Origin of the sequence: Enterobacter sp. SGAir0187 (assembly GCF_002952735.2) — a bacterium.
Lineage (GTDB): Bacteria > Pseudomonadota > Gammaproteobacteria > Enterobacterales > Enterobacteriaceae > Enterobacter > Enterobacter quasiroggenkampii.
The window spans coordinates 3,624,012-3,644,784 of sequence record NZ_CP025034.2; the positions used below are offsets into that span (position 1 = coordinate 3,624,012).

23 protein-coding genes are annotated in these 20,773 nt (G+C 57.2%); 13 read left to right on the forward strand and 10 right to left on the reverse strand.

What is annotated here, in order from left to right:
• Positions 1 to 8: 8 nt before the first annotated feature.
• From nrdE to CWR52_RS17530, 4 genes are all read right to left on the reverse strand, one after another.
• Positions 9 to 2,153, reverse strand: coding sequence for a class 1b ribonucleoside-diphosphate reductase subunit alpha (nrdE, locus tag CWR52_RS17515; RefSeq protein WP_104950263.1), 2,145 nt, complete (start codon positions 2,151 to 2,153; stop codon positions 9 to 11).
• Positions 2,126 to 2,536 (reverse strand): class Ib ribonucleoside-diphosphate reductase assembly flavoprotein NrdI, encoded by a 411-nt coding sequence (gene nrdI / locus CWR52_RS17520; protein ID WP_024907682.1) that lies wholly within the window; start codon positions 2,534 to 2,536, stop codon positions 2,126 to 2,128. Before nrdI ends, nrdE begins: the two co-directional genes overlap by 28 nt.
• Positions 2,533 to 2,772 carry a glutaredoxin-like protein NrdH gene (gene nrdH / locus CWR52_RS17525; protein ID WP_008502570.1) on the reverse strand — a complete coding sequence of 80 codons (240 nt, stop codon included), beginning with the start codon at positions 2,770 to 2,772 and terminating at the stop codon, positions 2,533 to 2,535. Before nrdH ends, nrdI begins: the two co-directional genes overlap by 4 nt.
• 252 nt (positions 2,773 to 3,024) lie before the next feature.
• Entirely contained in the window at positions 3,025 to 3,351 is a 327-nt protein-coding gene (locus CWR52_RS17530; protein ID WP_008502569.1) for a DUF883 domain-containing protein, read from the reverse strand.
• Positions 3,352 to 3,511: 160 nt separating this feature from the next.
• Between CWR52_RS17530 and CWR52_RS17535 the strand changes: the two genes are divergently transcribed.
• The gene (locus CWR52_RS17535) at positions 3,512 to 3,856 is read left to right on the forward strand and encodes a DUF2002 family protein (protein WP_023308923.1); all 345 of its coding nucleotides are present in this window, start codon (positions 3,512 to 3,514) and stop codon (positions 3,854 to 3,856) included.
• A gap of 32 nt (positions 3,857 to 3,888) precedes the next feature.
• Here the strand turns inward: CWR52_RS17535 and alaE are convergent, their stop codons facing one another.
• Positions 3,889 to 4,338: an L-alanine exporter AlaE gene (gene alaE / locus CWR52_RS17540; protein ID WP_023617655.1), complete on the reverse strand. Its 450-nt coding sequence runs from the start codon at positions 4,336 to 4,338 to the stop codon at positions 3,889 to 3,891.
• A gap of 494 nt (positions 4,339 to 4,832) precedes the next feature.
• Here alaE and stpA point away from each other — a divergent pair, with 494 nt between their 5' ends.
• Positions 4,833 to 5,237, forward strand: a complete 405-nt coding sequence (gene stpA / locus CWR52_RS17545; protein ID WP_104950264.1) for a DNA-binding protein StpA — start codon at positions 4,833 to 4,835, stop codon at positions 5,235 to 5,237.
• A 38-nt stretch (positions 5,238 to 5,275) separates the two neighbouring features.
• Here stpA and CWR52_RS17550 read toward each other — a convergent pair whose 3' ends face one another.
• The 3 genes from CWR52_RS17550 to CWR52_RS17560 all read right to left on the reverse strand — a co-directional run bounded on the left by CWR52_RS17550 (position 5,276) and on the right by CWR52_RS17560 (position 6,365).
• On the reverse strand, positions 5,276 to 5,455 hold the full coding sequence (locus CWR52_RS17550; RefSeq protein ID WP_048029253.1) for a hypothetical protein: 180 nt from the start codon (positions 5,453 to 5,455) through the stop codon (positions 5,276 to 5,278).
• Between the two features lie 79 nt (positions 5,456 to 5,534).
• Positions 5,535 to 6,056, reverse strand: a complete 522-nt coding sequence (locus CWR52_RS17555; protein WP_104950265.1) for a rhodanese family protein — start codon at positions 6,054 to 6,056, stop codon at positions 5,535 to 5,537.
• A gap of 9 nt (positions 6,057 to 6,065) precedes the next feature.
• Positions 6,066 to 6,365, reverse strand: a complete 300-nt coding sequence (locus tag CWR52_RS17560; RefSeq protein WP_104950266.1) for an ArsR/SmtB family transcription factor — start codon at positions 6,363 to 6,365, stop codon at positions 6,066 to 6,068.
• A gap of 181 nt (positions 6,366 to 6,546) precedes the next feature.
• Between CWR52_RS17560 and CWR52_RS17565 the strand changes: the two genes are divergently transcribed.
• Positions 6,547 to 6,705 carry a YqaE/Pmp3 family membrane protein gene (locus CWR52_RS17565; protein WP_032645235.1) on the forward strand — a complete coding sequence of 53 codons (159 nt, stop codon included), beginning with the start codon at positions 6,547 to 6,549 and terminating at the stop codon, positions 6,703 to 6,705.
• Here CWR52_RS17565 and CWR52_RS17570 read toward each other — a convergent pair.
• Positions 6,702 to 7,631, reverse strand: coding sequence for a LysR substrate-binding domain-containing protein (locus CWR52_RS17570; RefSeq protein WP_104950267.1), 930 nt, complete (start codon positions 7,629 to 7,631; stop codon positions 6,702 to 6,704). The genes CWR52_RS17565 and CWR52_RS17570 overlap by 4 nt on opposite strands.
• Before the next feature lie 319 nt (positions 7,632 to 7,950).
• On the opposite strand from CWR52_RS17570, the gene CWR52_RS17575 reads away from it, so the two are divergent.
• The 6 genes from CWR52_RS17575 to CWR52_RS17600 all read left to right on the forward strand — a co-directional run bounded on the left by CWR52_RS17575 (position 7,951) and on the right by CWR52_RS17600 (position 15,547).
• Complete coding sequence (locus tag CWR52_RS17575) at positions 7,951 to 8,556, forward strand: ankyrin repeat domain-containing protein (protein ID WP_048029257.1); 606 nt, start codon at positions 7,951 to 7,953, stop codon at positions 8,554 to 8,556.
• A gap of 108 nt (positions 8,557 to 8,664) precedes the next feature.
• On the forward strand, positions 8,665 to 10,206 hold the full coding sequence (fdrA, locus tag CWR52_RS17580; protein WP_104950268.1) for an acyl-CoA synthetase FdrA: 1,542 nt from the start codon (positions 8,665 to 8,667) through the stop codon (positions 10,204 to 10,206).
• Positions 10,206 to 11,621, forward strand: a complete 1,416-nt coding sequence (locus CWR52_RS17585) for a DUF1116 domain-containing protein (RefSeq protein ID WP_201268142.1) — start codon at positions 10,206 to 10,208, stop codon at positions 11,619 to 11,621. The genes fdrA and CWR52_RS17585 overlap by 1 nt, the downstream gene beginning before the upstream one ends.
• 11 nt (positions 11,622 to 11,632) lie before the next feature.
• Positions 11,633 to 13,213, forward strand: coding sequence for a xanthine permease (locus tag CWR52_RS17590; RefSeq protein ID WP_104950269.1), 1,581 nt, complete (start codon positions 11,633 to 11,635; stop codon positions 13,211 to 13,213).
• Complete coding sequence (locus tag CWR52_RS17595) at positions 13,210 to 14,166, forward strand: carbamate kinase family protein (RefSeq protein ID WP_104950270.1); 957 nt, start codon at positions 13,210 to 13,212, stop codon at positions 14,164 to 14,166. The genes CWR52_RS17590 and CWR52_RS17595 overlap by 4 nt, the downstream gene beginning before the upstream one ends.
• A gap of 1 nt (position 14,167) precedes the next feature.
• Positions 14,168 to 15,547: an amidohydrolase family protein gene (locus tag CWR52_RS17600; protein WP_104950271.1), complete on the forward strand. Its 1,380-nt coding sequence runs from the start codon at positions 14,168 to 14,170 to the stop codon at positions 15,545 to 15,547.
• A 94-nt stretch (positions 15,548 to 15,641) separates the two neighbouring features.
• Here the strand turns inward: CWR52_RS17600 and CWR52_RS17605 are convergent, their stop codons facing one another.
• The gene (locus CWR52_RS17605; protein WP_104950272.1) at positions 15,642 to 16,562 is read right to left on the reverse strand and encodes a LysR substrate-binding domain-containing protein; all 921 of its coding nucleotides are present in this window, start codon (positions 16,560 to 16,562) and stop codon (positions 15,642 to 15,644) included.
• A gap of 215 nt (positions 16,563 to 16,777) precedes the next feature.
• Between CWR52_RS17605 and CWR52_RS17610 the strand changes: the two genes are divergently transcribed.
• From CWR52_RS17610 to CWR52_RS17625, 4 genes are read left to right on the forward strand one after another with little or no spacing between them, the layout of a single operon-like run.
• Positions 16,778 to 18,109, forward strand: coding sequence for an MFS transporter (locus CWR52_RS17610; RefSeq protein WP_104950273.1), 1,332 nt, complete (start codon positions 16,778 to 16,780; stop codon positions 18,107 to 18,109).
• A gap of 34 nt (positions 18,110 to 18,143) precedes the next feature.
• Positions 18,144 to 18,893 carry an SDR family NAD(P)-dependent oxidoreductase gene (locus tag CWR52_RS17615; protein WP_104950274.1) on the forward strand — a complete coding sequence of 250 codons (750 nt, stop codon included), beginning with the start codon at positions 18,144 to 18,146 and terminating at the stop codon, positions 18,891 to 18,893.
• A gap of 11 nt (positions 18,894 to 18,904) precedes the next feature.
• A complete protein-coding gene (locus CWR52_RS17620; RefSeq protein WP_104950275.1) occupies positions 18,905 to 19,750 on the forward strand; it encodes a transketolase in 846 nt (281 codons plus the stop codon).
• The gene (locus CWR52_RS17625) at positions 19,750 to 20,748 is read left to right on the forward strand and encodes a transketolase family protein (protein WP_104950276.1); all 999 of its coding nucleotides are present in this window, start codon (positions 19,750 to 19,752) and stop codon (positions 20,746 to 20,748) included. The genes CWR52_RS17620 and CWR52_RS17625 overlap by 1 nt, the downstream gene beginning before the upstream one ends.
• Positions 20,749 to 20,773 lie beyond the last annotated feature (25 nt).

Genomic DNA, 20,773 nt, shown 5'->3' on the forward strand with positions numbered 1-20,773 from the left:
CTTTCTCCTTACAGCGCGCAGGACACGCAGCCTTCAATTTCGGTACCTTCCAGCGCAAGCTGGCGCAGGCGAATGTAGTAGAGCGTTTTGATACCTTTCTTCCAGGCGTAGATCTGCGCTTTGTTGATATCCCGCGTCGTGGCGGTATCCGGGAAGAACAGCGTCAGCGAGAGTCCCTGATCCACGTGTTTCGTCGCCTCGGCGTAGGTATCGATGATTTTTTCCGGGCCGATCTCATACGCGTCCTGGTACAAAGCCAGGTTCTCATTGGTCATAAACGGGGCAGGGTAGTAAACGCGTCCGGTTTTGCCTTCTTTACGAATTTCAATTTTCGACACGATCGGGTGAATGCTCGACGTGGCGTGATTGATGTAGGAGATCGAACCGGTTGGCGGTACGGCCTGCAGGTTCTGGTTGTAGATGCCGTAGCGCATCACGTCATCACGCAACTGCTGCCACATCGCGCGCGTCGGCAACACGATCCCGGCGCGGGCAAACAGTTCGCGCACTTTTTCGGTTTTCGGCTGCCAGTCGCCTTCCAGGTACTGGCTGAAATATTCCCCGCTGGCGTAGCGGGACTGCTCAAAGCCCGCGAACCGCTGGTTGCGCTCGCGCGCCAGCATCATCGAGGTGTGCAGCGCGTGCCAGGTAATCGTGTAGAAATAGAGGTTGGTGAAGTCCAGCCCTTCCGGGCTGCCGTAGGCGATGCCCTCCCGCGCCAGATAGCCGTGGAGGTTCATCTGCCCCAGCCCGATGGCGTGCGACGCGGCGTTGCCCGCTTCAATAGACGGCACGCTGCGGATGTGGCTCATGTCCGACACCGCCGTCAGCCCGCGAATGGCGGTCTCCACCGTACGGCCAAAGTCGGGGGAATCCATGGTGTGGGCAATATTCAGCGAGCCGAGGTTGCAGGAGATGTCTCTGCCGATCTCCGCGTAGTCCAGGTTTTCGTCGTAGGCTGACGCGCTATTGACCTGCAAAATCTCCGAGCACAGGTTGCTCATGTTGATGCGCCCGGCAATCGGGTTCGCGCGGTTCACCGTATCCTCAAACATGATGTACGGATAGCCGGACTCAAACTGAATTTCGGCAAGCGTCTGGAAGAAATCGCGGGCGTTGATGGTTTTTTTGCGAATGCGCTCGTCGGCCACCAGTTCGTCGTAGAGCTCGCTGATGGCCACGTCGCCAAAGGCCTTGCCGTAAATTCGCTCGATGTCATACGGCGAGAAGAGCGCCATCTCGGCATTCTCTTTGGCGAGCTTAAAGGTGATATCCGGGATCACCACCCCCAGCGACAGGGTTTTGATACGGATTTTTTCGTCGGCGTTTTCGCGTTTGGTATCGAGAAAACGCAGAATATCCGGATGGTGCGCGTGCAGGTAAACCGCGCCCGCGCCCTGGCGCGCGCCAAGCTGGTTGGCGTAGGAGAACGCATCTTCCAGCATCTTCATCACCGGGATCACGCCGGAGGACTGGTTTTCGATGCGCTTGATCGGCGCGCCCGCTTCACGCAGGTTAGAGAGCAGAAACGCCACGCCGCCGCCGCGTTTGGAAAGCTGCAGCGCCGAGTTCACCGCGCGGCCAATCGACTCCATATTATCTTCGATACGCAGCAGGAAGCAGGAGACCAGCTCACCGCGCTGGGCTTTGCCGCAGTTGAGAAAAGTGGGCGTGGCGGGCTGGAAGCGTCCGGAGAGGATCTCGTCGGTGAGCTGTTGCGCCAGCGCTTCATCGCCCTGTGCCAGGGTCAACGCGACCATCACCACGCGGTCTTCAAAGCTCTCTAAGTAGCGTTTACCGTCGAAGGTCTTCAGGGTGTAGCTGGTGTAGAACTTCCACGCGCCAAGGAACGTCTGGAAACGAAAGCCGCTGGCGTAGGCACGTTCAAACAGCTTCACGACGAAGGCGCGTTCGTAGCGGGTGAGGACGCGCGCGTCGTAATAACCCTCGTTAACCAGGTGGTCGAGACGTTCATCCTGGCTCGCGAAGGTCACGCTGTTGGGCCGGACGTGGGCGGCAAAAAAGGCGTCCACCGCCTCACGGTCTTTATCAAACTGAATGCGTCCCTCCCGGTCATAGAGGTTAAGCATCGCGTTTAATGCGTGGTAATCCGGCGTCGCCTGCATTACCCGTTCTGCGGTTGTCGTTGCCAAAATTCGTTCACTCCTTTACGCACGTTTTCGACGTCCTGCTGCGTCCCCATTAGCTCAAAGCGATAGAGATACGGCACGCCGCATTTTTGAGAGATGACATCCCCGGCGCGGCCAAAGGCGTCGCCGAAATTGCGATTCCCCGCCGCAATGACGCCGCGGATCAGCTCCCGGTTATGAGGATCGTTCAGAAAGCGGATCACCTGGCGAGGCACTGCGCCCGCCGTGCCGCCTCCGCCATAGCTGGGCACCACCAGAATGTAAGGTTCCTCCACCCGGATGCGCTCCCGCTCGTTAAGCGGAATGCGCACCGCAGGCAGCCCGACGCGCTCAATAAAGCGGAGCGTGTTTTCCGAGCTGCTGGAGAAGAACACGAGTCTGCTCATGCCCGTGCGGCCTGCGCGGCGATGCGGTTGATCATGTCCGGGCGGAAGCCAGACCAGCTGGTCTCCCCGGCCACCACCACCGGAAGCTGACGGAAACCCTGCGCGCGAAGGGTATCGGCGGCCTCGGGCTGCTGGTCAATATTGACCATCTCAAACGCCACGCCGCGGCTTTCCATCGCCCGTTTGGTCGCGTGGCACTGAACACAATCGTTACGAGTGTAAATAATAATGCTCATGATTCGTATTTCCATTTAAAATGAGAGAACGGCGCGAATCATCGCGTCAGGTTGTGTGTGTCTTGCTAAAAGGAATACTAGATGTAGTTATCTTAAGTTTCAACCATACAAGATATGGGAAATTCAGATTGATGTTGTCACGATGATGAGCTCAGCGGGGCAGGGCAGGCTATACGGGTTTTACAGGCGAGAAGGCAAAGAAAAGCCCCGGCAGCCACTGACCACCGGGGCAGAGAACGGTGCGTGAGCGGGTTATTTACGCAGGCTAAGCAGAGCACCGACGAAGATCCCGACTGCCGCTACCGTGCCGAGCGTACAGAGCGGTTTCTCGCGCACGAAGGTCGTTGCGCAGCTGACCGCATCGCAGGCAGCCTGTGTCGTGCGCGTGCGGCCGTTTAAGCGCGCGCGGGTTTCACGGAGCAGAGACTGAGCCTTACGTTTTGCGGCATCCGCTTCGTCCTTCGCGTCACTTCCCCAGGATTTCAGCACCTCTTCCAGCGTGTCCGCTAATTGGCTGACATCATTACGAATATCCTGCGCATCGTCATTAATATCGTTTCGGTTCGGTCTGTTAAACATACGATCCTCCGTAATTTTGTGTTCCCGTTCAGTTTAGTTCAGAAATTTAATATCTGAAGCGCGTCACGCGTTATCCGGCAGTTTATGGATTATTCTGAAAGCCCTGCTAATGCTGAATACTGTAAGGTTGCCGGGCAGGAAAAGATAACGAGGAAAAGATATGTATTTACGACCTGATGAGGTGGCGCGCGTTCTTGAAAAAGAGGGATTCACCATGGATGAGGTGACGCCAAAAGCGTATGGATATCGCCGTGGCGAGAATTATGTTTACGTTAATCGTGAAGCAAGAATGGGACGTACCGCTCTCATTATTCACCCGACGCTGAAAGACAGAAGTCTGTCATTTGCTGAGCCTGCCTCGGATATTAAAACCTGCGATCACTATCAGCAATTTCCGCTCTATTTGGGCGGTGAACGGCATGAGCATTATGGTATTCCGCATGGCTTCAGTTCACGCATGGCGCTGGAGCGGTTTTTGAAGGGACTGTTTGGCGACGTACAGTAAATTCGCGACTGGCGTGCGCCAGTCGCTTCACATCACGCTTTTGCCTGGCTGTACTGGCTGACCTTAAACAGGCGGCGGCAGTAGTCGAGGAAATAGCCGTATACCGCACCCATCAGCATTGAAATCACAATATTCGAACTGACCGCCGCAGCGATCTGGTGCCAGTCCGCGCCCACCGTAAGCAGAATAGCCACGTAAACCGGCGACTGGAACGTCACATAGGCCAGAACGTCTGCCAGGTTTTTCACCCAGCCTGCGGGGCTGATACGCCGTGCGAAACGCATGACGGCATCGCGGTATAAGCCGTAAGGCCAGGCAATAATAATATTGACCGGGATCGCCACCAGACGAGAAGAAAGTGACTGCTCGAAGGTCATTCCGGAGAGGAATATTTCGATCAACATGTTCACAACGGAACAGTAGACAACCATCGCGAAAGTATCCGCCACAGCATGGCGAAGGCGTGATTGCGGTGAGAACATGTCTGAACTCCTTGAGAAGAACACAAAAGAAACGATTTTCCCGAAGCGGTTAGTGCTTTAGGTTGGTTTGTTTGACGTGTATAGCGTATATCTCTATGTTTGAACTAACAACTAGTGATTAATTTTTATTTAAACGCGTTTTGTCCACAAAATTCGCTAAAATCGATGCTTTTTTGTTCGCTTCGTTATAATGTATCTCGCGTGATGATTTTTTAATGTAAATCAGTGGGTTGTGTCTCTTTTTACTGGCGAAGGCGTCATCCCGATTTTGGGTAGCGCAGGATGCTGAAATTTTGATTAAGGATGACCATTTATATTGATGGGATGATTGAATCCATGCGTATCCCACAGGCGTTATAAGATAATATTAAAGATGGCAGTAAAACATATTTACGCTATTGGCCGGGACGCCCCGCGGGTAGATATTTCAGCGGAAATGAATTATTCTGTCAGTGATTTATCTATTTACCCTAAAGAGAAGGTTTTCAAATAATATGTCTTTGACGTTACAGAATCTTAATAATATCCGAACTCTGCGCGCTATGGCACGCGAATTATCCCTGGACGTTCTTGAGGAAATGCTGGAAAAGGTCAGGGTCGTTGCTGAAGAGAAACGTAGTGAGCTGGCGGAATTAGAGCAGCAGCGGGCTGAGCAGCAGGAGAAAATTAATGCCCTGCTGGAACGAATGAAAGCCGATGGTATTTCACCGACCGATCTGCTGGGCTCTGAACTGGGGCAGGCGGGTAAAACCACGAAAAAGCGTAAGCCGCGTGAAGCAAAATACCGCTTTATTGACCAGAACGGTGAAGAGAAAACGTGGACCGGCCAGGGCCGTACGCCGAAGCCTATTGCCAGCGCGCTGGCAGAGGGGAAATCACTGGATGATTTTCTGATCTAATGCGTGAACCGGGCGGAACATACCGCCCGGCACTCGTTTCAGCAGACGCCGAAATCACCGTCTTCAGTATACGGCGCCAGATCGGCCGCTTTCAGGGTGTATTTCTCGCCTTGCTCATTGCTGGCCTGTACCGCCACCACGCTGTCACCATTCACTTCAAGCACTTTCAGCTTCGGGCCGCCTTTACGCGGTTGTACATAATCACCGACAGAAAACATATTACCTCCTCATCGTTTTAGCGATCTTCACCTTAGCCCACGTATGACGGCGGGTACAGTGTATTTCAGCGATTACTGCTTATGAGGTACGACGGTTCCAGGGCATCACCTTCAGCAGCCGCGCCATGCCGCAAAAACCGGTCACACCGGCGAACAGCAGCCCGGCCCCGACGAAGCCGCTGAGCAGGAAAAAGCCGTCGGAGACGCTATAGCCCAGCACGACGCCGCAGAGAATGAGCAGCCCGGCGGCAATTTGCACCTGACGCATCAGCGGCAGCGGCTGGGTTTTGTCTTCGACTGTCTGCAGACCCGCCTGCTTCCAGCCCTGAATGCCCCCTTCGACCACCAATGCCTGAGCGGGGGCGGCAGCCTGCGCAAGGCGATCGGCATTGCCTGAGGTGCGGGCGCCAGACTGGCAGTGAAAAATCACCGTTTCGCCCGCGTGCGTTTTAAGTCCACCGGGTAGGGTATTCAGCGGCACGGACTGCGCGGCGGGAATATGCTCGCGGGCGTACTCGTCGGCATCACGAATATCAATCAGTTTTGCGCCATCGGCGATGCGGGCATTGGCCTCGCGCGGCGAAATAAGGGGAAGTGACATGGCGCCTCCTTACGGGCAATAAAGGGTTTTCAGGGTGCTGATGAGCTGATGCACCGCATTGTTTTTAATGAAATAGCGAATGCGCTGCGCCTCGCGGGTACTGTCAATCAGACCTTCCTCACGCATGCGCGCCAGATGCTGCGACGTGGCGGAAGGGCTTAGCCCCGTCGCGCGGGCCAGTTCCCCCGCGCTGGTGCCGGGGGCGCCGCACAGCGTGCAGAGGATCAGCAGCCGACGCGGGTTGCTCATCGCTTTTAAAAAAGTTGCGGCCTGCTCTGCGCTGGCCTGAAGCTGTTCGAGTTCAGTCATAGTAATTTAGTATTTACTTAATTAAGGTAATGCTAAAGTAATTGTGCGCATTACGCCAGCGTCAAAAGCGTAAAAGAGGGTAAACGCGGGGGAGAGAACTGGCGCAGACAGGTAAACTGGCTATGCTTAGAGATAGTTCTCTTTATTATTTTCAATGGATTAGCTTGCACGGAGTTTTGATATGGGTTTTTGGCGTATTGTTTTTACCATCCTGTTGCCGCCGCTGGGCGTGCTGTTGGGCAAAGGTTTCGGCTGGGCGTTTATTATCAACATTATTCTGACGCTGCTGGGCTACATCCCGGGTCTTATCCATGCCTTTTGGGTTCAGAGTAAGAACTAAGCACGCCAGAGTAAGTCGCTGTAGATCCCGGTCAGCACGCCCTGGGGGCCAAACTGCTGTTTGATCCAGCGTGTGACCTGGCCGGTCGCGGCATGCTGCGTGGCGAGCAGCATGCGCGAGTCCTGACGCGGGTTATTGATACGCCGCGTCACCAGCAGCCCGTCTTCCACCGCGTCCCGCGCCATATACTCTGGTAAAAAACCTATCCCTTCGCCCAGAATCTGGCACTGGCATTTGGTATTAAAGTCCGGCACCAGAATCGCCTCCTGTCCGTGTAGCAGCCAGCCCACCTTCTTGTTAATGGTGTGCGCGGTATCTTCCACCATGATGTTGGGGTACAGACGCAGCTGGCTTTCCGCTATCGGTTCCGGAACAAACGCCAGCGGGTGCGCCGGCGCGATGGCAAACACCCAGCGAATGGCACCGATCTCGGTGTAGTCAATTCCGCCGCCGTCGAGCAGCGTGTCCGGTGCGCCAATGGCGATATTGGCCTGGTTGTTGATGATGGAATCCCACACGCCGTTATAGACCTCGGTGGTGACGGTGATCTGGCAGGTGGGAAACTGCTTTTTCAGCACCTGCAGCAGCCGCGCGGTATGGCGCGGCGTATACAACAGCTGGTTGATACAGATGCGCACCCGCGCCTCGATGCCCTGTGAGATGGTATCAATCCCGCGCTTGATGGCGTGAAAGTCGTTAAGCAGGTCGGTGGCTTTGCGGTAAAAGTAGAACCCGGACTCGGTCAGCTCAATGCTGCGCGTGTTACGCACAAACAGCACCACGTCCAGCCCGGTTTCCATCCGCTTGATGGTGTAACTAATGGCGGAGGTGGTGACGCCCAGCTCGGCAGCCGCCTTGCTGAAGCTGCCGAAGCGTGCGGCGGTGGTGAAGGCCAGCAGGTTCTCTTCGGTAAAGATGGAATTCATATCACAGCTTCCTCAGTCATCAGTTTTGAACATATTTTAACAACGCATTTACAACACATTTGAAGTCGATCACAGTTCTGACTTTTTACGCAGGGCCCCGTCATGCAAGGCTTTTTCAACCATAAGGATAATGCAGCCTGTGGCGCTAAAACGCGGTTAAACATAAGAAAAAGGTTGCACAGACGCACGTTTTGACCGAACTGTTGAATTTAACTCAACAATGAATTCACTGTCGATGAATCATTTTTAAGCGGATTCTTTTATGTCCAGGCTGTTGCTATTCTCGGTTCAAGAGCAATAAAACATCGGGAGTCTGAATATGTCTGCAACTGAACTGGTTACGGAATTTCTGCTGGCGGCAGAAGAGGGAAATAGCGATGCGCTAAAAGCCTGTCTGGAAAAAGGCGTGGATATTAACGCCACTAACCGCCAGAAAAGAACCGCCGTTACGATTGCCAGCCTGAAAAAACACTATTCCTGCGTAGAATTTTTAATTGCCGCCGGGGCAGATATTGATAAACAGGATCAGACCTGCTTTAACCCTTTCCTGATTAGCTGCCTGACGAACGATTTAACCCTCCTGCGGCTGGTATTACCCGCGAATCCGGATCTCGACCGTCTGACCCGCTTCGGCGGCGTGGGTATTACCCCTGCCAGTGAAAAAGGGCACGTGGAGATCGTGCGCGAGCTGCTGGAAAAAACCGACATTAACGTTAACCACACCAACTTTGTCGGCTGGACGCCGCTGCTGGAAGCCATTGTGTTAAACGACGGCGGTGCGAAACAGCAAGAGATTGTGAAGCTGCTGCTGGATCACGGCGCGAACCCGCACATGACCGATAAATACGGCAAAACCCCGCTCGAACTGGCGCGGGAGAAAGGCTTCACTGAGATTGCCGACCTGCTGTTGGCGGCGGGCGCGTAACGCATTCGGCCAGCTTTTTCCGGCTGGCCGCTAATTTAAAAAAGCATTTTTACCGACGTGCATTTTGCTCGACGGCGGCCCCCTTTTATCCGCTTTCAGGAGAAAATAATGCCCACAAAAATCGTCATAAAAAAGAACACCTATTTTGACTCCGTGTCATTAATGTCCGTTTCCACTAAAGCCAATAAATTGCCGGGCGTTGAACAGGCCTTTATCGCCATGGCAACGGAAATGAATAAGGGCGTATTAAAAAACCTCGGGCTGTTAACGCCGGAATTAAATGAGGCGAAAAACGGCGACCTGATGATCGTTATTAAAGGCGACGCGGCGAATGATGAAACGCTGGCCGCTATTGAAGCGCTGTTTACGCGTAAAGAGAGCGCGGGCTCCCATGAAGCGCGCTACGCGACGATTGCCAGCGCCAAAACCCATCGCCCGGACAGCAACCTTGCGGTGATCTCCGTCAACGGCACCTTCGCCGCCCGCGAGGCGCGTCAGGCGCTGGAAAACGATCTCAACGTGATGCTCTTCTCCGATAACGTCTCGCTCGACGACGAGCTGGCGCTGAAGCAGCTGGCGCACCAGAAAGGACTGCTGATGATGGGGCCGGACTGCGGCACCGCCATTATCAACGGCGCGGGATTGTGCTTCGCCAACGCGGTGCGTCGCGGGCCGATTGGCATCGTCGGCGCCTCCGGCACCGGCAGCCAGGAGCTAAGCGTGCGCATCCATGAATTCGGCGGCGGCGTGTCGCAGCTGATTGGCACCGGCGGGCGCGATCTCAGCGAGAAAATTGGCGGCCTGATGATGCTCGACGCCATCGACATGCTGGAGGCCGACGAGGAGACCCGGGTGATTGCACTCATCTCCAAGCCGCCTGCGCTCACAGTTGCCGAAAAAGTGCTGGCCCGCGCGCGCGCCTGCCGCAAGCCCGTCATTGTCTGTTTCCTTGGGCGCAATGAGCCGCCCGCCGATGAAGACGGCCTGCAGTTTGCGCGCGGCACTAAAGAGGCGGCGCTGAAGGCCGTTTTGCTTACCGGCATCAAAAAAGAGTCCCTTGAACTGCATCCGCTCAACTGGCCATTAATTGAAGAGGTGCGCGCCCGCCTGACCCCACAGCAGAAGTACATTCGCGGCCTGTTCTGCGGCGGCACCCTGTGCGACGAAGCGATGTTCGTGGCGCTTGCGAAATTCGACGACGTGTACAGCAATATCCAGCCGGATCCGGCTAAGCGCCTGAGCGACATAAGCGTCAGTAAAGCCCACACCTTCCTCGACTTTGGCGACGATGAGTTCACCAACGGCAAGCCGCACCCGATGATCGACCCGACCAACCGCATCAGCCGCCTGCTGCAGGAGGCGCGCGATCCGGAAGTGGGCGTCATCGTGATGGACTTCGTGCTGGGCTTTGGCGCGCATGAGGATCCGGTAGGGGTGATGATCGAGGCGATCAAAGAGGCGCAGGCCATCGCGAAGGCCGATAACCGTCCGCTTGAGATCCTCGGATACGTGCTCGGCACCGATCAGGATCCGCAGTCGCTGGCGCAGCAGTGCCAGTTGCTGACCGACGCAGGCGTCATCTGGGCCAGCAGCAGCACCAACACCGGATTACTGGCACGCGAATTTGTCTGCAAAGGGGAGAAATCATAATGACGACCTTATTCAACCAGCCGCTGAACGTCATTAACGTGGGTATCGCGATGTTCAGCGACGATCTTAAAAAGCAGCACGTACCCGTGACCCAGCTCGACTGGACGCCGCCGGGGCAGGGCAATATGCAGGTCGTTGAAGCGCTCGACCAGCTGGCGGAAAAACCGCTGGCGGAGAAGATCGCCGCCGCCAACAAGCTTGCGCTTGAGCGCATTATTCAGTCCCATCCGGTGCTGGTGGGCTATGACCAGGCGATTAACGTTGTGCCGGGCATGACCCGCACCACCATTCTGCATGCCGGTCCGCCAGTCTCCTGGGAAAACATGTGCGGCGCGATGAAGGGTGCGGTCACCGGGGCGCTGGTGTTTGAAGGGCTGGCGAAAGATCTGGACGACGCGGCACGGCTTGCCGCCTCAGGGGAGATCACCTTCTCGCCGTGCCACGAGCATGACTGCGTGGGCTCCATGGCGGGCGTCACCTCCGCGTCGATGTTTATGCACATCGTTGAGAACAAAACCTACGGCAACCGGGCGTTCACCAACCTCAGCGAGCAGATGGCGAAGATCCTGCGCATGGGGGCCAACGACCAGAGCGTCATCGACCGCCTGAACTGGATGCGCGATGTGCTCGGCCCGATGCTGCGCGACGCGATGAAGAGTATCGGCGAAATCGACCTGCGCCTGATGCTGGCCCAGGCGCTGCACATGGGGGATGAGTGCCACAACCGCAACAATGCGGGCACCACGCTGCTGATCCAGGCGCTGACGCCGGGGCTGATCCAGTCGGGCTATCCGGTTGAGCAGCAGCGCGAGGTGTTCGAGTTTGTCGCCAGCAGCGACTACTTCTCCGGCCCGACGTGGATGGCGATGTGTAAAGCCGCCCTGGACGCCGCCCACGGCATTGAATACAGCACCGTCGTTACCACCATGGCGCGCAACGGCTACGAGTTCGGCCTGCGCGTCTCCGGCCTGCCGGGGCAGTGGTTCACCGGCCCGGCGCAGCAGGTGATTGGCCCGATGTTCGCGGGCTATAAGCCGGAAGACTCCGGGCTGGACATCGGCGACAGCGCCATCACCGAAACCTACGGCATCGGCGGGTTTGCGATGGCGACGGCCCCGGCCATCGTGGCGCTGGTGGGCGGCACGGTGGAGGAAGCCATCGATTTCTCCCGCCAGATGCGCGAAATCACCCTCGGCGAAAACCCGAACGTCACCATTCCGCTGCTCTCGTTTATGGGCATCCCAACCGCCATTGACATCACGAAGGTCGCGGGCAGCGGCATTCTGCCGGTGATTAACACCGCCATTGCCCACAAAGACGCGGGCATCGGCATGATTGGGGCGGGCATCGTTCACCCGCCGTTTAGCTGTTTTGAAAAGGCGCTGTTGACCTTCCGCGATCGCTACTTTTTATAAGGCATGCATCCATGAAAAACATGAAACTGGAGTGGAAAAGAGGTGACTGGGCGGCGTATTTCGGGTTGATGACCAACAACCTGACCAATTTGCTGACCATGATGGGGTTGCTCATTTTTGTCGTCGGCATCCCGAAGGAGATTGTTTATGGACGCATTGCGCCAGCCTTCGGGCTGGCGGTATTGGCCGCGAGTATTTGCTATGCGTGGTTCGGCATGCAGATGGCGCGCGCCACCGGGCGAACGGACGTCACCGCGCTGCCGTCCGGCCCCAGCGCGCCTTCTATTTTTACCGTGACCTTCCTGGTGCTGATGCCGGTCTATCAGCAGACCGGTGATGCGGAGTTCGCCATCCAGATTGGCCTGGTGTGGTGCTTCGTGGAGGCGATGATCCTGGCGGGCGGTTCGTTTTTAGGGGAAACCATCCGCAAGATGATCCCGCGCACCGTGCTGCTGTCGTGCCTGTCCGGTTTGGGTCTGCTGCTGTTGGCGATGAACCCGATGCTGCAGGCGTTCGAGGCGCCGACCGTGTCGTTTATCGTGCTGCTGCTGATTTTCATCAACTGGTTCGGTAAAAAGCCGATCTTTGCCCGCATCCCCACCGGATTGCTGCTGCTGATTGCCGGCACGGCCCTGGCGTGGATCTCCGGTCTGCAAAGCCCGGAAGCGATCAAAGCCTCCATGTCATCGTTCGGCTTTAACCCGCCGCAGGTGCATGTGGAGGGTTTCCTGCAGGGCTTGCCTCATGCGCTGCCGTATCTGGCCTCTGCCGTGCCGCTGGGGCTGGCGAACTACATCTTTGACCTGGAGAACATCGAAAGCGCCCACGCGGCGGGGGATGAATACCCGACGCGTAAAGTCATGCTGGCAAACGGTCTGGCCTCCATGCTCGGTTGCCTTATGGGGAACCCGTTCCCGGTGACGGTCTACGTCGGCCATCCCGGCTGGAAAGCGATGGGCGCGAGCATCGGCTACACGCTGGCCTCTGGCGTGACCATGTTCATCGTGCCGCTGTTCGGGCTGGGGGCGTTTATGCTCGCCATCATTCCGATGACTGCCATCGTGCCGATTCTGGTGTTTATCGGCGTGGTCACCGCCAACCAGGTGGTGAGGGAAACGCCGAAAGTGGAAGTGCCCGTGATCTTCATCTGCCTGTTCCCGTGGATCGCCAACTGGGCGCTGACCATGATGAACAGCGTGATGGGCGCGGCGGGCACGAATGCCGCAAAAATCGGTACCGACGTGCTGCACAGCAAAGGGATCTACTACGAAGGATTAGTCCATCTGGGGAACGGGGCACCGCTCGCCAGCATGCTGTGGGGTTGTATCGCCATTTTCGCCATCATCAACAAACCGCTGCGCGGTGCCGTGGCTGCGGCGGGCGGGGCGCTGCTGGCGCTGTTCGGGGTGATCCACGCTCCGGTCGTGGGCTTTGCCGAAGGCAGTTCGCTGATGTTCGTCACCGCGTATCTGATGATGGGCGGCATGTTTGTGGTGAAGCATGTGCTGGATACCTCTGTTAATCCCCCTCTCCCTGTGGGAGAGGGCCGGGGTGAGGGCACCAGAACGCACCTTCTAAAGGAAACAAAATGAAAGAGCTTATGGTCGTCGCCATTGGCGGCAACAGCATTATCAAAGACAACGCCAGCCAGTCGGTTGAACATCAGGCGCAGGCGGTTAAAGCGGTGGCAGAGTCGGTGCTCGAAATGCTGGCCTCCGACTATGACATCGTGCTTACCCACGGCAACGGCCCTCAGGTGGGGCTGGATCTGCGCCGGGCTGAAATCGCCCACGAGCGGGAGGGGCTTCCCCTCACGCCGCTGGCAAACTGCGTGGCGGACACCCAGGGCGGCATCGGCTACCTGATCCAGCAGGCGCTGAACAACCGCCTGGCCGCGCGCGGGGAGCAAAAAGCGGTTACGGTCGTCACGCAGGTGGAAGTGGATAAAAACGATCCCGGTTTCACGCACCCCACGAAGCCGATCGGCGCGTTCTTCAGCGAGGCGCAGCGCGACGAACTGCAACGCGCGCACCCGGACTGGCACTTTGTTGAGGATTCGGGCCGGGGATATCGTCGCGTGGTGGCCTCTCCGCAGCCGCTGCGCATTGTCGAGGCCGATGCGATCAAGACCCTGACGCAAAAAGGGTTTGTGGTGATTGGCGCGGGCGGCGGCGGTATTCCCGTGGTGCGCTCGGCGCAGGGCGATTACCAGAGCGTTGACGCGGTGATTGATAAAGATCTCTCCACCGCGCTGCTGGCGCGCGAGATCCGCGCCGACGTGCTGGTGATTACCACCGGCGTGGAGAAGGTGTGCGTCAACTTCGGCAAGCCAAACCAGCAGGCGCTGGACACCGTCAACGTAGCGGAGATGACGCGCTACAGGGAAGAAGGTCACTTCCCGGCGGGCAGCATGCTGCCCAAAATCGTCGCCTCGCTGGAATTTTTACACCACGGCGGCAAGCGGGTGATCATCACCTCGCCAGACTGCCTGCCCGCCGCGCTGCGCGGGGAAACCGGTACCCATATTGTGAATGAAGGAAGATGAGATGAGTGAAAACAAAAGCCGCCGTGAATTTATCAGCCAGAGCGGCAAAATGGTGACCGCCTGCGCGCTGTTTGGCGCGACCGGATCCGTCGCGTATGCTGCTGACTCCGCAAAGCCACTCTGCGAGACCGGTAAGCCTATGAATATCACCGCGAAACATTACTATCTGGACAACGTACTGCTCGAAGCCGGGTTTAATTTTGACGGCAACGTGGCGACGAGCACCCGCACCGAGCTGAAAACGCTGGAGATTCAAGACGGGAAGATTGTCGCCCTGCGCGACAACAAGCGCCACGCCGACGCCACGCTGCCGCACTACGACGCGTGCAACAAGCTGATGCTCCCGGCAATGCGCGACATGCACATCCACCTGGATAAAACCTTCTACGGCGGCCCGTGGCGATCGCTCAACCGCCCGGCGGGCACCACGATTCAGGATATGATCCGCCTGGAACAGAAGCTGTTGCCTGAGCTGCAGCCCTACACCCAGGAGCGTGCCGAGGCGCTTATCGACCTGATCCAGTCGAAAGGCTCCACCATTGCCCGCAGCCACTGCAATATTGAGCCGGTTTCCGGTCTGAAAAACCTGGAAAATTTGCAGGCGGTCCTGGCGCGCCGCAAACCTGGTTTTGACTGCGAAATCGTCGCCTTCCCGCAGCACGGGCTGCTGCTGTCGCATTCTGAAAAGCTGATGCGCGAGGCGATGCAGGCCGGGGCGCACTACGTGGGCGGACTGGACCCGACCAACGTCGACGGCGCGATGGAGAAATCCCTCGATCTGATGTTCCAGATTGCGCTGGACTACGACAAAGGGGTGGACATTCACCTGCACGAAACCAGCCCGGCGGGTGTGGCGGCGGTGAACTACATGGTCGAAACCGTGGAGAAAACGCCCGCGCTGAAGGGGAAACTCACCATCAGCCACGCCTTCGCGCTGGCGACGCTCAACGAACAGCAGGTGGATGAGATAGCCACCCGCATGGCGGCGCAGCAGGTAACCATCGCCTCCACCGTGCCGATTGGCACCCTGCATATGCCGCTGAAGCAGTTGCGGGACAAGGGCGTGTTTGTGATGACCGGCACCGACAGCGTGATAGACCACTGGTCGCCGTACGGTCTGGGGGACATGCTGGAAAAAGCCAATCTTTACGCCCAGCTCTACATCCGCCCGAACGAGCAAACGCTCTCCCGCGCGCTGGGGATTGCGACCGGCGACGTGCTGCCGCTGAACGACAAAGGCGAACGCGTGTGGCCGAAAGCGCAGGATGACGCCAGCTTTGTGCTGGTGGACGCCTCCTGTTCCGCCGAAGCCGTGGCGCGCATTTCCCCACGTACCGCAACGTTCCATAAAGGAAATCTGGTCTGGGGGACTGTGGGCTGAGGTGCATTTCTCCCTCTCCCGGTGGGAGAGGGTTGGGGTGAGGGCATCAGGCCGCACGTTTGTCGACCGGGTAAGGCGAAGCCGCCACCCGACGTTACAGATGATAGCCCGACAATCTCAGCTCTCTGTCGATCCACTCGACAAACTGCTGGATCTTCCAGGCGCGTTCGTTCATGTGCGGCATCACCAGATGATGCGCATTAATGGCAATCCCCATCTCATCCGGCAGTACCTGCACCAGTGAGCCATCTTTCAGGTGGTCTGTCGCCATCATTTTGCTCTCAAGGATAAATCCCAGCCCCATGCGCGCCGCTTCAAAGCTCATATAGGAGCGGTCAAAGCTGAGGCTGAAGTTGAGCCAGGGCCTGTCGATATTGTGCCAGGCGAACCATTTTTCCCAGTTCACCAGAGTGCTGGTGGACGAGATGAGCGACTGTTGCAGCAGATCGGTAGGGTTGCTGATGGGGTGTTTTTCCGCATATTCCGGCGAGGCCAGCACTACCAGCGTGTCGTTTTTAATGGTCATCACCCGGTAAGCATCCCAGTCCGGTATGCCGTGGCGGATATCAATATCAATATTGTCTCTGGCGAATTGCAGGTTTTCATACGAGCAGGTGAGATTGATGGTGATATCGGGATATTCGGCGCGGAACTTACCCAGACGGCGCAACAGCCATGACAACCCGAAGGTGGGGGAGGAGTGCACGCGAAGTACGGCATTCTCTTTCTCTTTGATAATCTGATCGGTGGCTCGCCCGATGGCGCTCATCGCCGCTGAAACCTCCCGCAGATACTTCTCTCCCGTCGGGGTAAGCTGAACGCCCTTCCCGCTGCGGATGAAGAGCTTTTTGCCCATCCACGATTCCAGCGACGCGATCTGATGACTCACCGCGGAGGCGGTAACGTTAAGCTGCTCTGCCGCCTGATGGATGCTCAAGGCGTTAGCAACGGCGATAAACGCCTGCAAATTTCTGAGCGAGGGCAGCGATAGCGTCTGGCGATCCTGCGCGGGCATAGCCTACTCCTTTCAGGTTTATTGATAAAAAACATACCATTGAGATTACGTGCGGGCAATTTTATCCCGATGTTATTTTTTTGAGCTGCATCGCGAATCAAATTTATCTCAGCAATAAATGAGTTTTATTGCATGGTGTTTCATTTATGAGCCGATATATTGACGTTGAACGCAAAATAAAAACGACTCACGTTGTTCGAATAATGAGGTAAGTTATGTCTCGTATAGAACAAGCTGTCCCCTACATAAAAACGAAAAAAACCAATTACCGTTTCGTTGTGCTGGCATTAATTTTTATTGTTTATGCCATTAACTATGCCGACAGAACAAATATTGGCGCAGTACTCCCGTTTATCATTGACGAATTTCATATCAATAATTTTGAAGCCGGCGCCATCGCCAGCATGTTCTTTTTGGGATACGCCCTGAGCCAAATTCCGGCGGGCTTTTTCATCGCCAGAAAGGGCATACGCGGCATGGTGGCGCTGTCGATATTCGGCTTCTCCGCCTTTACCTGGCTGATGGGGACGGCGACCTCCGTTCTGGGTCTGAAGTTTATCCGCCTGGGGCTGGGGTTAACGGAGGGGCCGTGCCCCGTCGGGCTGGCCTCTACCATCAATAACTGGTTTCCGCCAAAGGAGAAAGCCACGGCCACCGGCGTCTACATTGCTGCCACCATGTTTGCGCCGATCCTCGTGCCGCCGCTGGCGGTGTGGATCGCGATGACCTGGGGCTGGCGCTGGGTCTTCTTCTCCTTTGCGATCCCCGGTCTGGTCATCGCCGTTCTGTGGTATCTGCTGGTGCGCACAAAACCGTCCGAGAGCGCATTCGTCTCCAGAGCCGAGCTGGAAACCATTTCTGCCGGTCAGGAGACGCCGGACGCCAGACGGGAAAATATCGTCATTTCACCGCGCTTTGCGCGCCTTGACCGACTGATCCGCGTGCGGGAGTTAGCCCCGGTGAGTACCGTGAAAGGGCTGTTTACCTCGAAGAATATTCTCGGTGACTGTCTGGCCTATTTCATGATGGTCAGCGTGCTTTACGGCCTGCTGACGTGGATCCCACTCTATCTGGTGAAAGAGAAAGGCTTTACGTTTATGAGCATGGGGCTGGTCGCCAGCATGCCGTGCATCGGTGGATTTATCGGTGCGATTTTCGGCGGCTACGTTTCCGACAGGCTGCTCGGCCGCCGGCGCAAACCGACCATGATGTTTACCGCCATCAGCACCGTGTTGATGATGCTCATTATGCTCAATATTCCGCAAAGCACCGTTGCGGTTTGCGTGGGGCTGTTTTTTGTCGGCCTCTGTCTGAATATCGGCTGGCCTGCATTTACCGCCTACGGTATGGCGGTTGCAGACAGTAAAACCTACCCCATCGCCGCATCAATTATTAACAGCGGCGGTAACCTCGGCGGATTTGTTTCACCCATGCTGGCAGGTTATCTGCTGGATAAAACCGGCAGCTTTAATTCTGTGTTTATTTATTTCGGTATTTGCGCGGCTATTGGCTTAATGATGATTATGCTGCTGGATGAGCCGAAATAATAAAAAATCCCTCTTGTAAGAATGGAGTAAATATATGCTACTGAAAGATAAAGTCGCCGTTATTACCGGCGCGGCTTCCGTACGCGGTTTGGGCTTCGCCACGGCGAAATTATATGCTGAGCAGGGCGCGAAGGTGGTGATTATTGATTTAGATGCCGCAGCCAGCCGTGCCGCGGCGGCGAGCCTGGGCGAGGAGCATCTGGGCCTGGCAGCGAACGTCAGCAATGAACTACAGGTCAACGCTGCTATTGAGCAGGTGCTGGGGAAATACGGGCGTATCGATATTCTGGTGAATAACGCCGGTATTACTCAGCCGATCAGGCTGATGGAGATAAAGCGCGAGAATTACGATGCGGTGCTGGACGTGAGCCTGCGCGGCACGCTGCTGATGTCCCAGGCGGTGATCCCCACCATGCGCGCGCAAAAGTCGGGCAGCATCGTCTGCATTTCTTCGGTATCCGCCCAGCGCGGCGGCGGCATCTTTGGCGGCCCCCACTACAGCGCCGCAAAAGCGGGCGTGCTGGGCCTCGCGAAAGCGATGGCCCGCGAGCTGGGGCCGGATAACGTGCGCGTGAACTGCATCACGCCGGGCCTTATCCAGACGGACATCACCGCCGGCAAGCTGAGCGATGAGATGAAAACCTCCATCCTGGCGGGTATTCCGCTTAATCGCCTTGGCGACGCGCAGGATATTGCCCGCGCCGCGCTGTTCCTTGGTAGCGACCTTTCGTCTTACTCCACCGGCATCACGCTCGACGTGAACGGCGGCATGCTGATCCATTAAGGAGCCCGAAGATGACGGATACCACAGTTCAACAGGTTGCCGCGGCGGCCTGGCGCATTCGCCGCTACGCCCTGCGAATGGGCGAAGTGCAGGGGCAGGGCTACATCGGGCAGGCGCTGGGCTATGCCGACGTGCTGGCCACTGCGTTTGCCCACGGGATGAACCTCAAACCGGGCGAGCCGGAGTGGGAAGCGCGCGACCGTTTTCTGCTCTCCCACGGTCATTACGCCATTGCCTGCTATGCGGCACTGATTGAAGCGGGGATCATCCCCGAGGAGGAGCTGGAGACCTACGGCGCGGACGACAGCCGCCTGCCGATGTCCGGCATGGCAACCTACACGCCGGGCATGGAGATCTCCGGCGGTTCGCTGGGGCAGGGCTTAAGCATTGGTGTCGGCATGGCGCTGGGGCTGAAGCATAAGCAGAGCACAGCCTGGGTCGTTAACTCTATGTCGGACGGTGAGCTTGACGAAGGATCCACCTGGGAAGCGGCGATGTCGGCGGCGCACCATGGACTGTCGAACCTGATCGTGCTGGTGGATATTAACCGCCAGCAGGCAGACGGTAACTCGCATACGATCCTCGGCTTTGAGCCGCTGGAGGATAAATGGACCTCCTTCGGCTGGTACGTGCAGCGCGTAAACGGCAACGATGTTTCTGCCCTGGTGACGGCGTTTGATAACGCCAAACGCTATCCGGAAAACCAGCCGCGCGTGATTTTGTGCGACACGCTGATGGGCAAGGGCGTGCCGTTCCTCGAACAGCGTGACAAGAACCATTTTATTCGCGTGGATGCTGACGAGTGGCAAAAGGCGCTCGCCGTACTGGATGCGAACAAACCTGAAGGAGTGCTGTAATGAGCCAGACCACGGAGAAAAAAACGCGTTTAACCACGTCGGCCATGATTGCCTCTATCGCGGAAGAAGGCCAGGCGACGCGCGCCGCACCGTTCGGCCACGCGCTGGTCAAGCTGGCAGAACAGCGTCCGGACGTTGTCGGCATGACAGCGGATCTGTCGAAGTACACCGATCTGCATATCTTTGCCCAGGCGTACCCGGAACGTTTCTTCCAGATGGGCATGGCGGAACAGTTGTTAATGGGGGCCGCGGGCGGCATGGCAAAAGAGGGCTTTATTCCTTTCGCCACCACCTATGCCGTCTTCGCCACCCGCCGCGCCTACGATTTTATCCATCAGGTGATTGCCGAGGAGCATCTCAACGTGAAGATCTGCGCGGCGCTGCCGGGGCTCACCACCGGCTACGGGCCAAGCCACCAGGCAACGGAAGATATTGCCATTATGCGCGGTATTCCGGGGATGACGATTATCGATCCCTGTGATGCGATAGACACCGAACAGGCGGTACCGGCGATGGCGGCGCACGATGGCCCGGTTTATATGCGGCTGCTGCGCGGCAAGGTGCCGGTGGTGCTGGACCAGTACGATTACCGGTTCAGGATTGGCAAAGCCGCGCTGCTGGAGGAGGGGAGCGACGTTCTGATTATCGCCTCAGGGCTGATGACCATGCGCGCGCTGGAGGCAGCGAAGCAGCTGCGTAAGGATAACGTCAGCGTGGCGGTGCTGCATTCGCCCACCATTAAGCCGCTGGATGAAGAGACCATCCTGGCCCAGGCCGCGAAGCCGGGGCGGCTGGTGTTGGTGGCGGAAAACCACAGCAGCGTTGGCGGGCTGTGTGAAGCTGTCGCGTCGCTGTTGATGCGACACCGCGTGAACGTGGATTTCGAGACCGTCGCACTGCCGGACGCATTCCTGGACGCCGGCGCGCTACCCACCCTGCACGACCGCTACGGGATTTCGACCGCCGCCATGGTGGAGAAAATCCGGCGCAGGCTCTGATTTATCAGACGGATACGTTGTCAAC

Coding starts and splice junctions, on each gene's coding strand:
- nrdI (WP_024907682.1), bottom strand. CDS start 2,536: ATGAGCAGACTCGTGTTCTTCTCCAGCAGCTCGGAAAACACGCTCCGC.
- nrdH (WP_008502570.1), bottom strand. CDS start 2,772: ATGAGCATTATTATTTACACTCGTAACGATTGTGTTCAGTGCCACGCG.
- CWR52_RS17530 (WP_008502569.1), bottom strand. CDS start 3,351: ATGTTTAACAGACCGAACCGAAACGATATTAATGACGATGCGCAGGAT.
- CWR52_RS17535 (WP_023308923.1), top strand. CDS start 3,512: ATGTATTTACGACCTGATGAGGTGGCGCGCGTTCTTGAAAAAGAGGGA.
- alaE (WP_023617655.1), bottom strand. CDS start 4,338: ATGTTCTCACCGCAATCACGCCTTCGCCATGCTGTGGCGGATACTTTC.
- stpA (WP_104950264.1), top strand. CDS start 4,833: ATGTCTTTGACGTTACAGAATCTTAATAATATCCGAACTCTGCGCGCT.
- CWR52_RS17550 (WP_048029253.1), bottom strand. CDS start 5,455: ATGTTTTCTGTCGGTGATTATGTACAACCGCGTAAAGGCGGCCCGAAG.
- CWR52_RS17555 (WP_104950265.1), bottom strand. CDS start 6,056: ATGTCACTTCCCCTTATTTCGCCGCGCGAGGCCAATGCCCGCATCGCC.
- CWR52_RS17560 (WP_104950266.1), bottom strand. CDS start 6,365: ATGACTGAACTCGAACAGCTTCAGGCCAGCGCAGAGCAGGCCGCAACT.
- CWR52_RS17565 (WP_032645235.1), top strand. CDS start 6,547: ATGGGTTTTTGGCGTATTGTTTTTACCATCCTGTTGCCGCCGCTGGGC.
- CWR52_RS17570 (WP_104950267.1), bottom strand. CDS start 7,631: ATGAATTCCATCTTTACCGAAGAGAACCTGCTGGCCTTCACCACCGCC.
- CWR52_RS17575 (WP_048029257.1), top strand. CDS start 7,951: ATGTCTGCAACTGAACTGGTTACGGAATTTCTGCTGGCGGCAGAAGAG.
- fdrA (WP_104950268.1), top strand. CDS start 8,665: ATGCCCACAAAAATCGTCATAAAAAAGAACACCTATTTTGACTCCGTG.
- CWR52_RS17585 (WP_201268142.1), top strand. CDS start 10,206: ATGACGACCTTATTCAACCAGCCGCTGAACGTCATTAACGTGGGTATC.
- CWR52_RS17590 (WP_104950269.1), top strand. CDS start 11,633: ATGAAAAACATGAAACTGGAGTGGAAAAGAGGTGACTGGGCGGCGTAT.
- CWR52_RS17595 (WP_104950270.1), top strand. CDS start 13,210: ATGAAAGAGCTTATGGTCGTCGCCATTGGCGGCAACAGCATTATCAAA.
- CWR52_RS17600 (WP_104950271.1), top strand. CDS start 14,168: ATGAGTGAAAACAAAAGCCGCCGTGAATTTATCAGCCAGAGCGGCAAA.
- CWR52_RS17605 (WP_104950272.1), bottom strand. CDS start 16,562: ATGCCCGCGCAGGATCGCCAGACGCTATCGCTGCCCTCGCTCAGAAAT.
- CWR52_RS17610 (WP_104950273.1), top strand. CDS start 16,778: ATGTCTCGTATAGAACAAGCTGTCCCCTACATAAAAACGAAAAAAACC.
- CWR52_RS17615 (WP_104950274.1), top strand. CDS start 18,144: ATGCTACTGAAAGATAAAGTCGCCGTTATTACCGGCGCGGCTTCCGTA.
- CWR52_RS17620 (WP_104950275.1), top strand. CDS start 18,905: ATGACGGATACCACAGTTCAACAGGTTGCCGCGGCGGCCTGGCGCATT.
- CWR52_RS17625 (WP_104950276.1), top strand. CDS start 19,750: ATGAGCCAGACCACGGAGAAAAAAACGCGTTTAACCACGTCGGCCATG.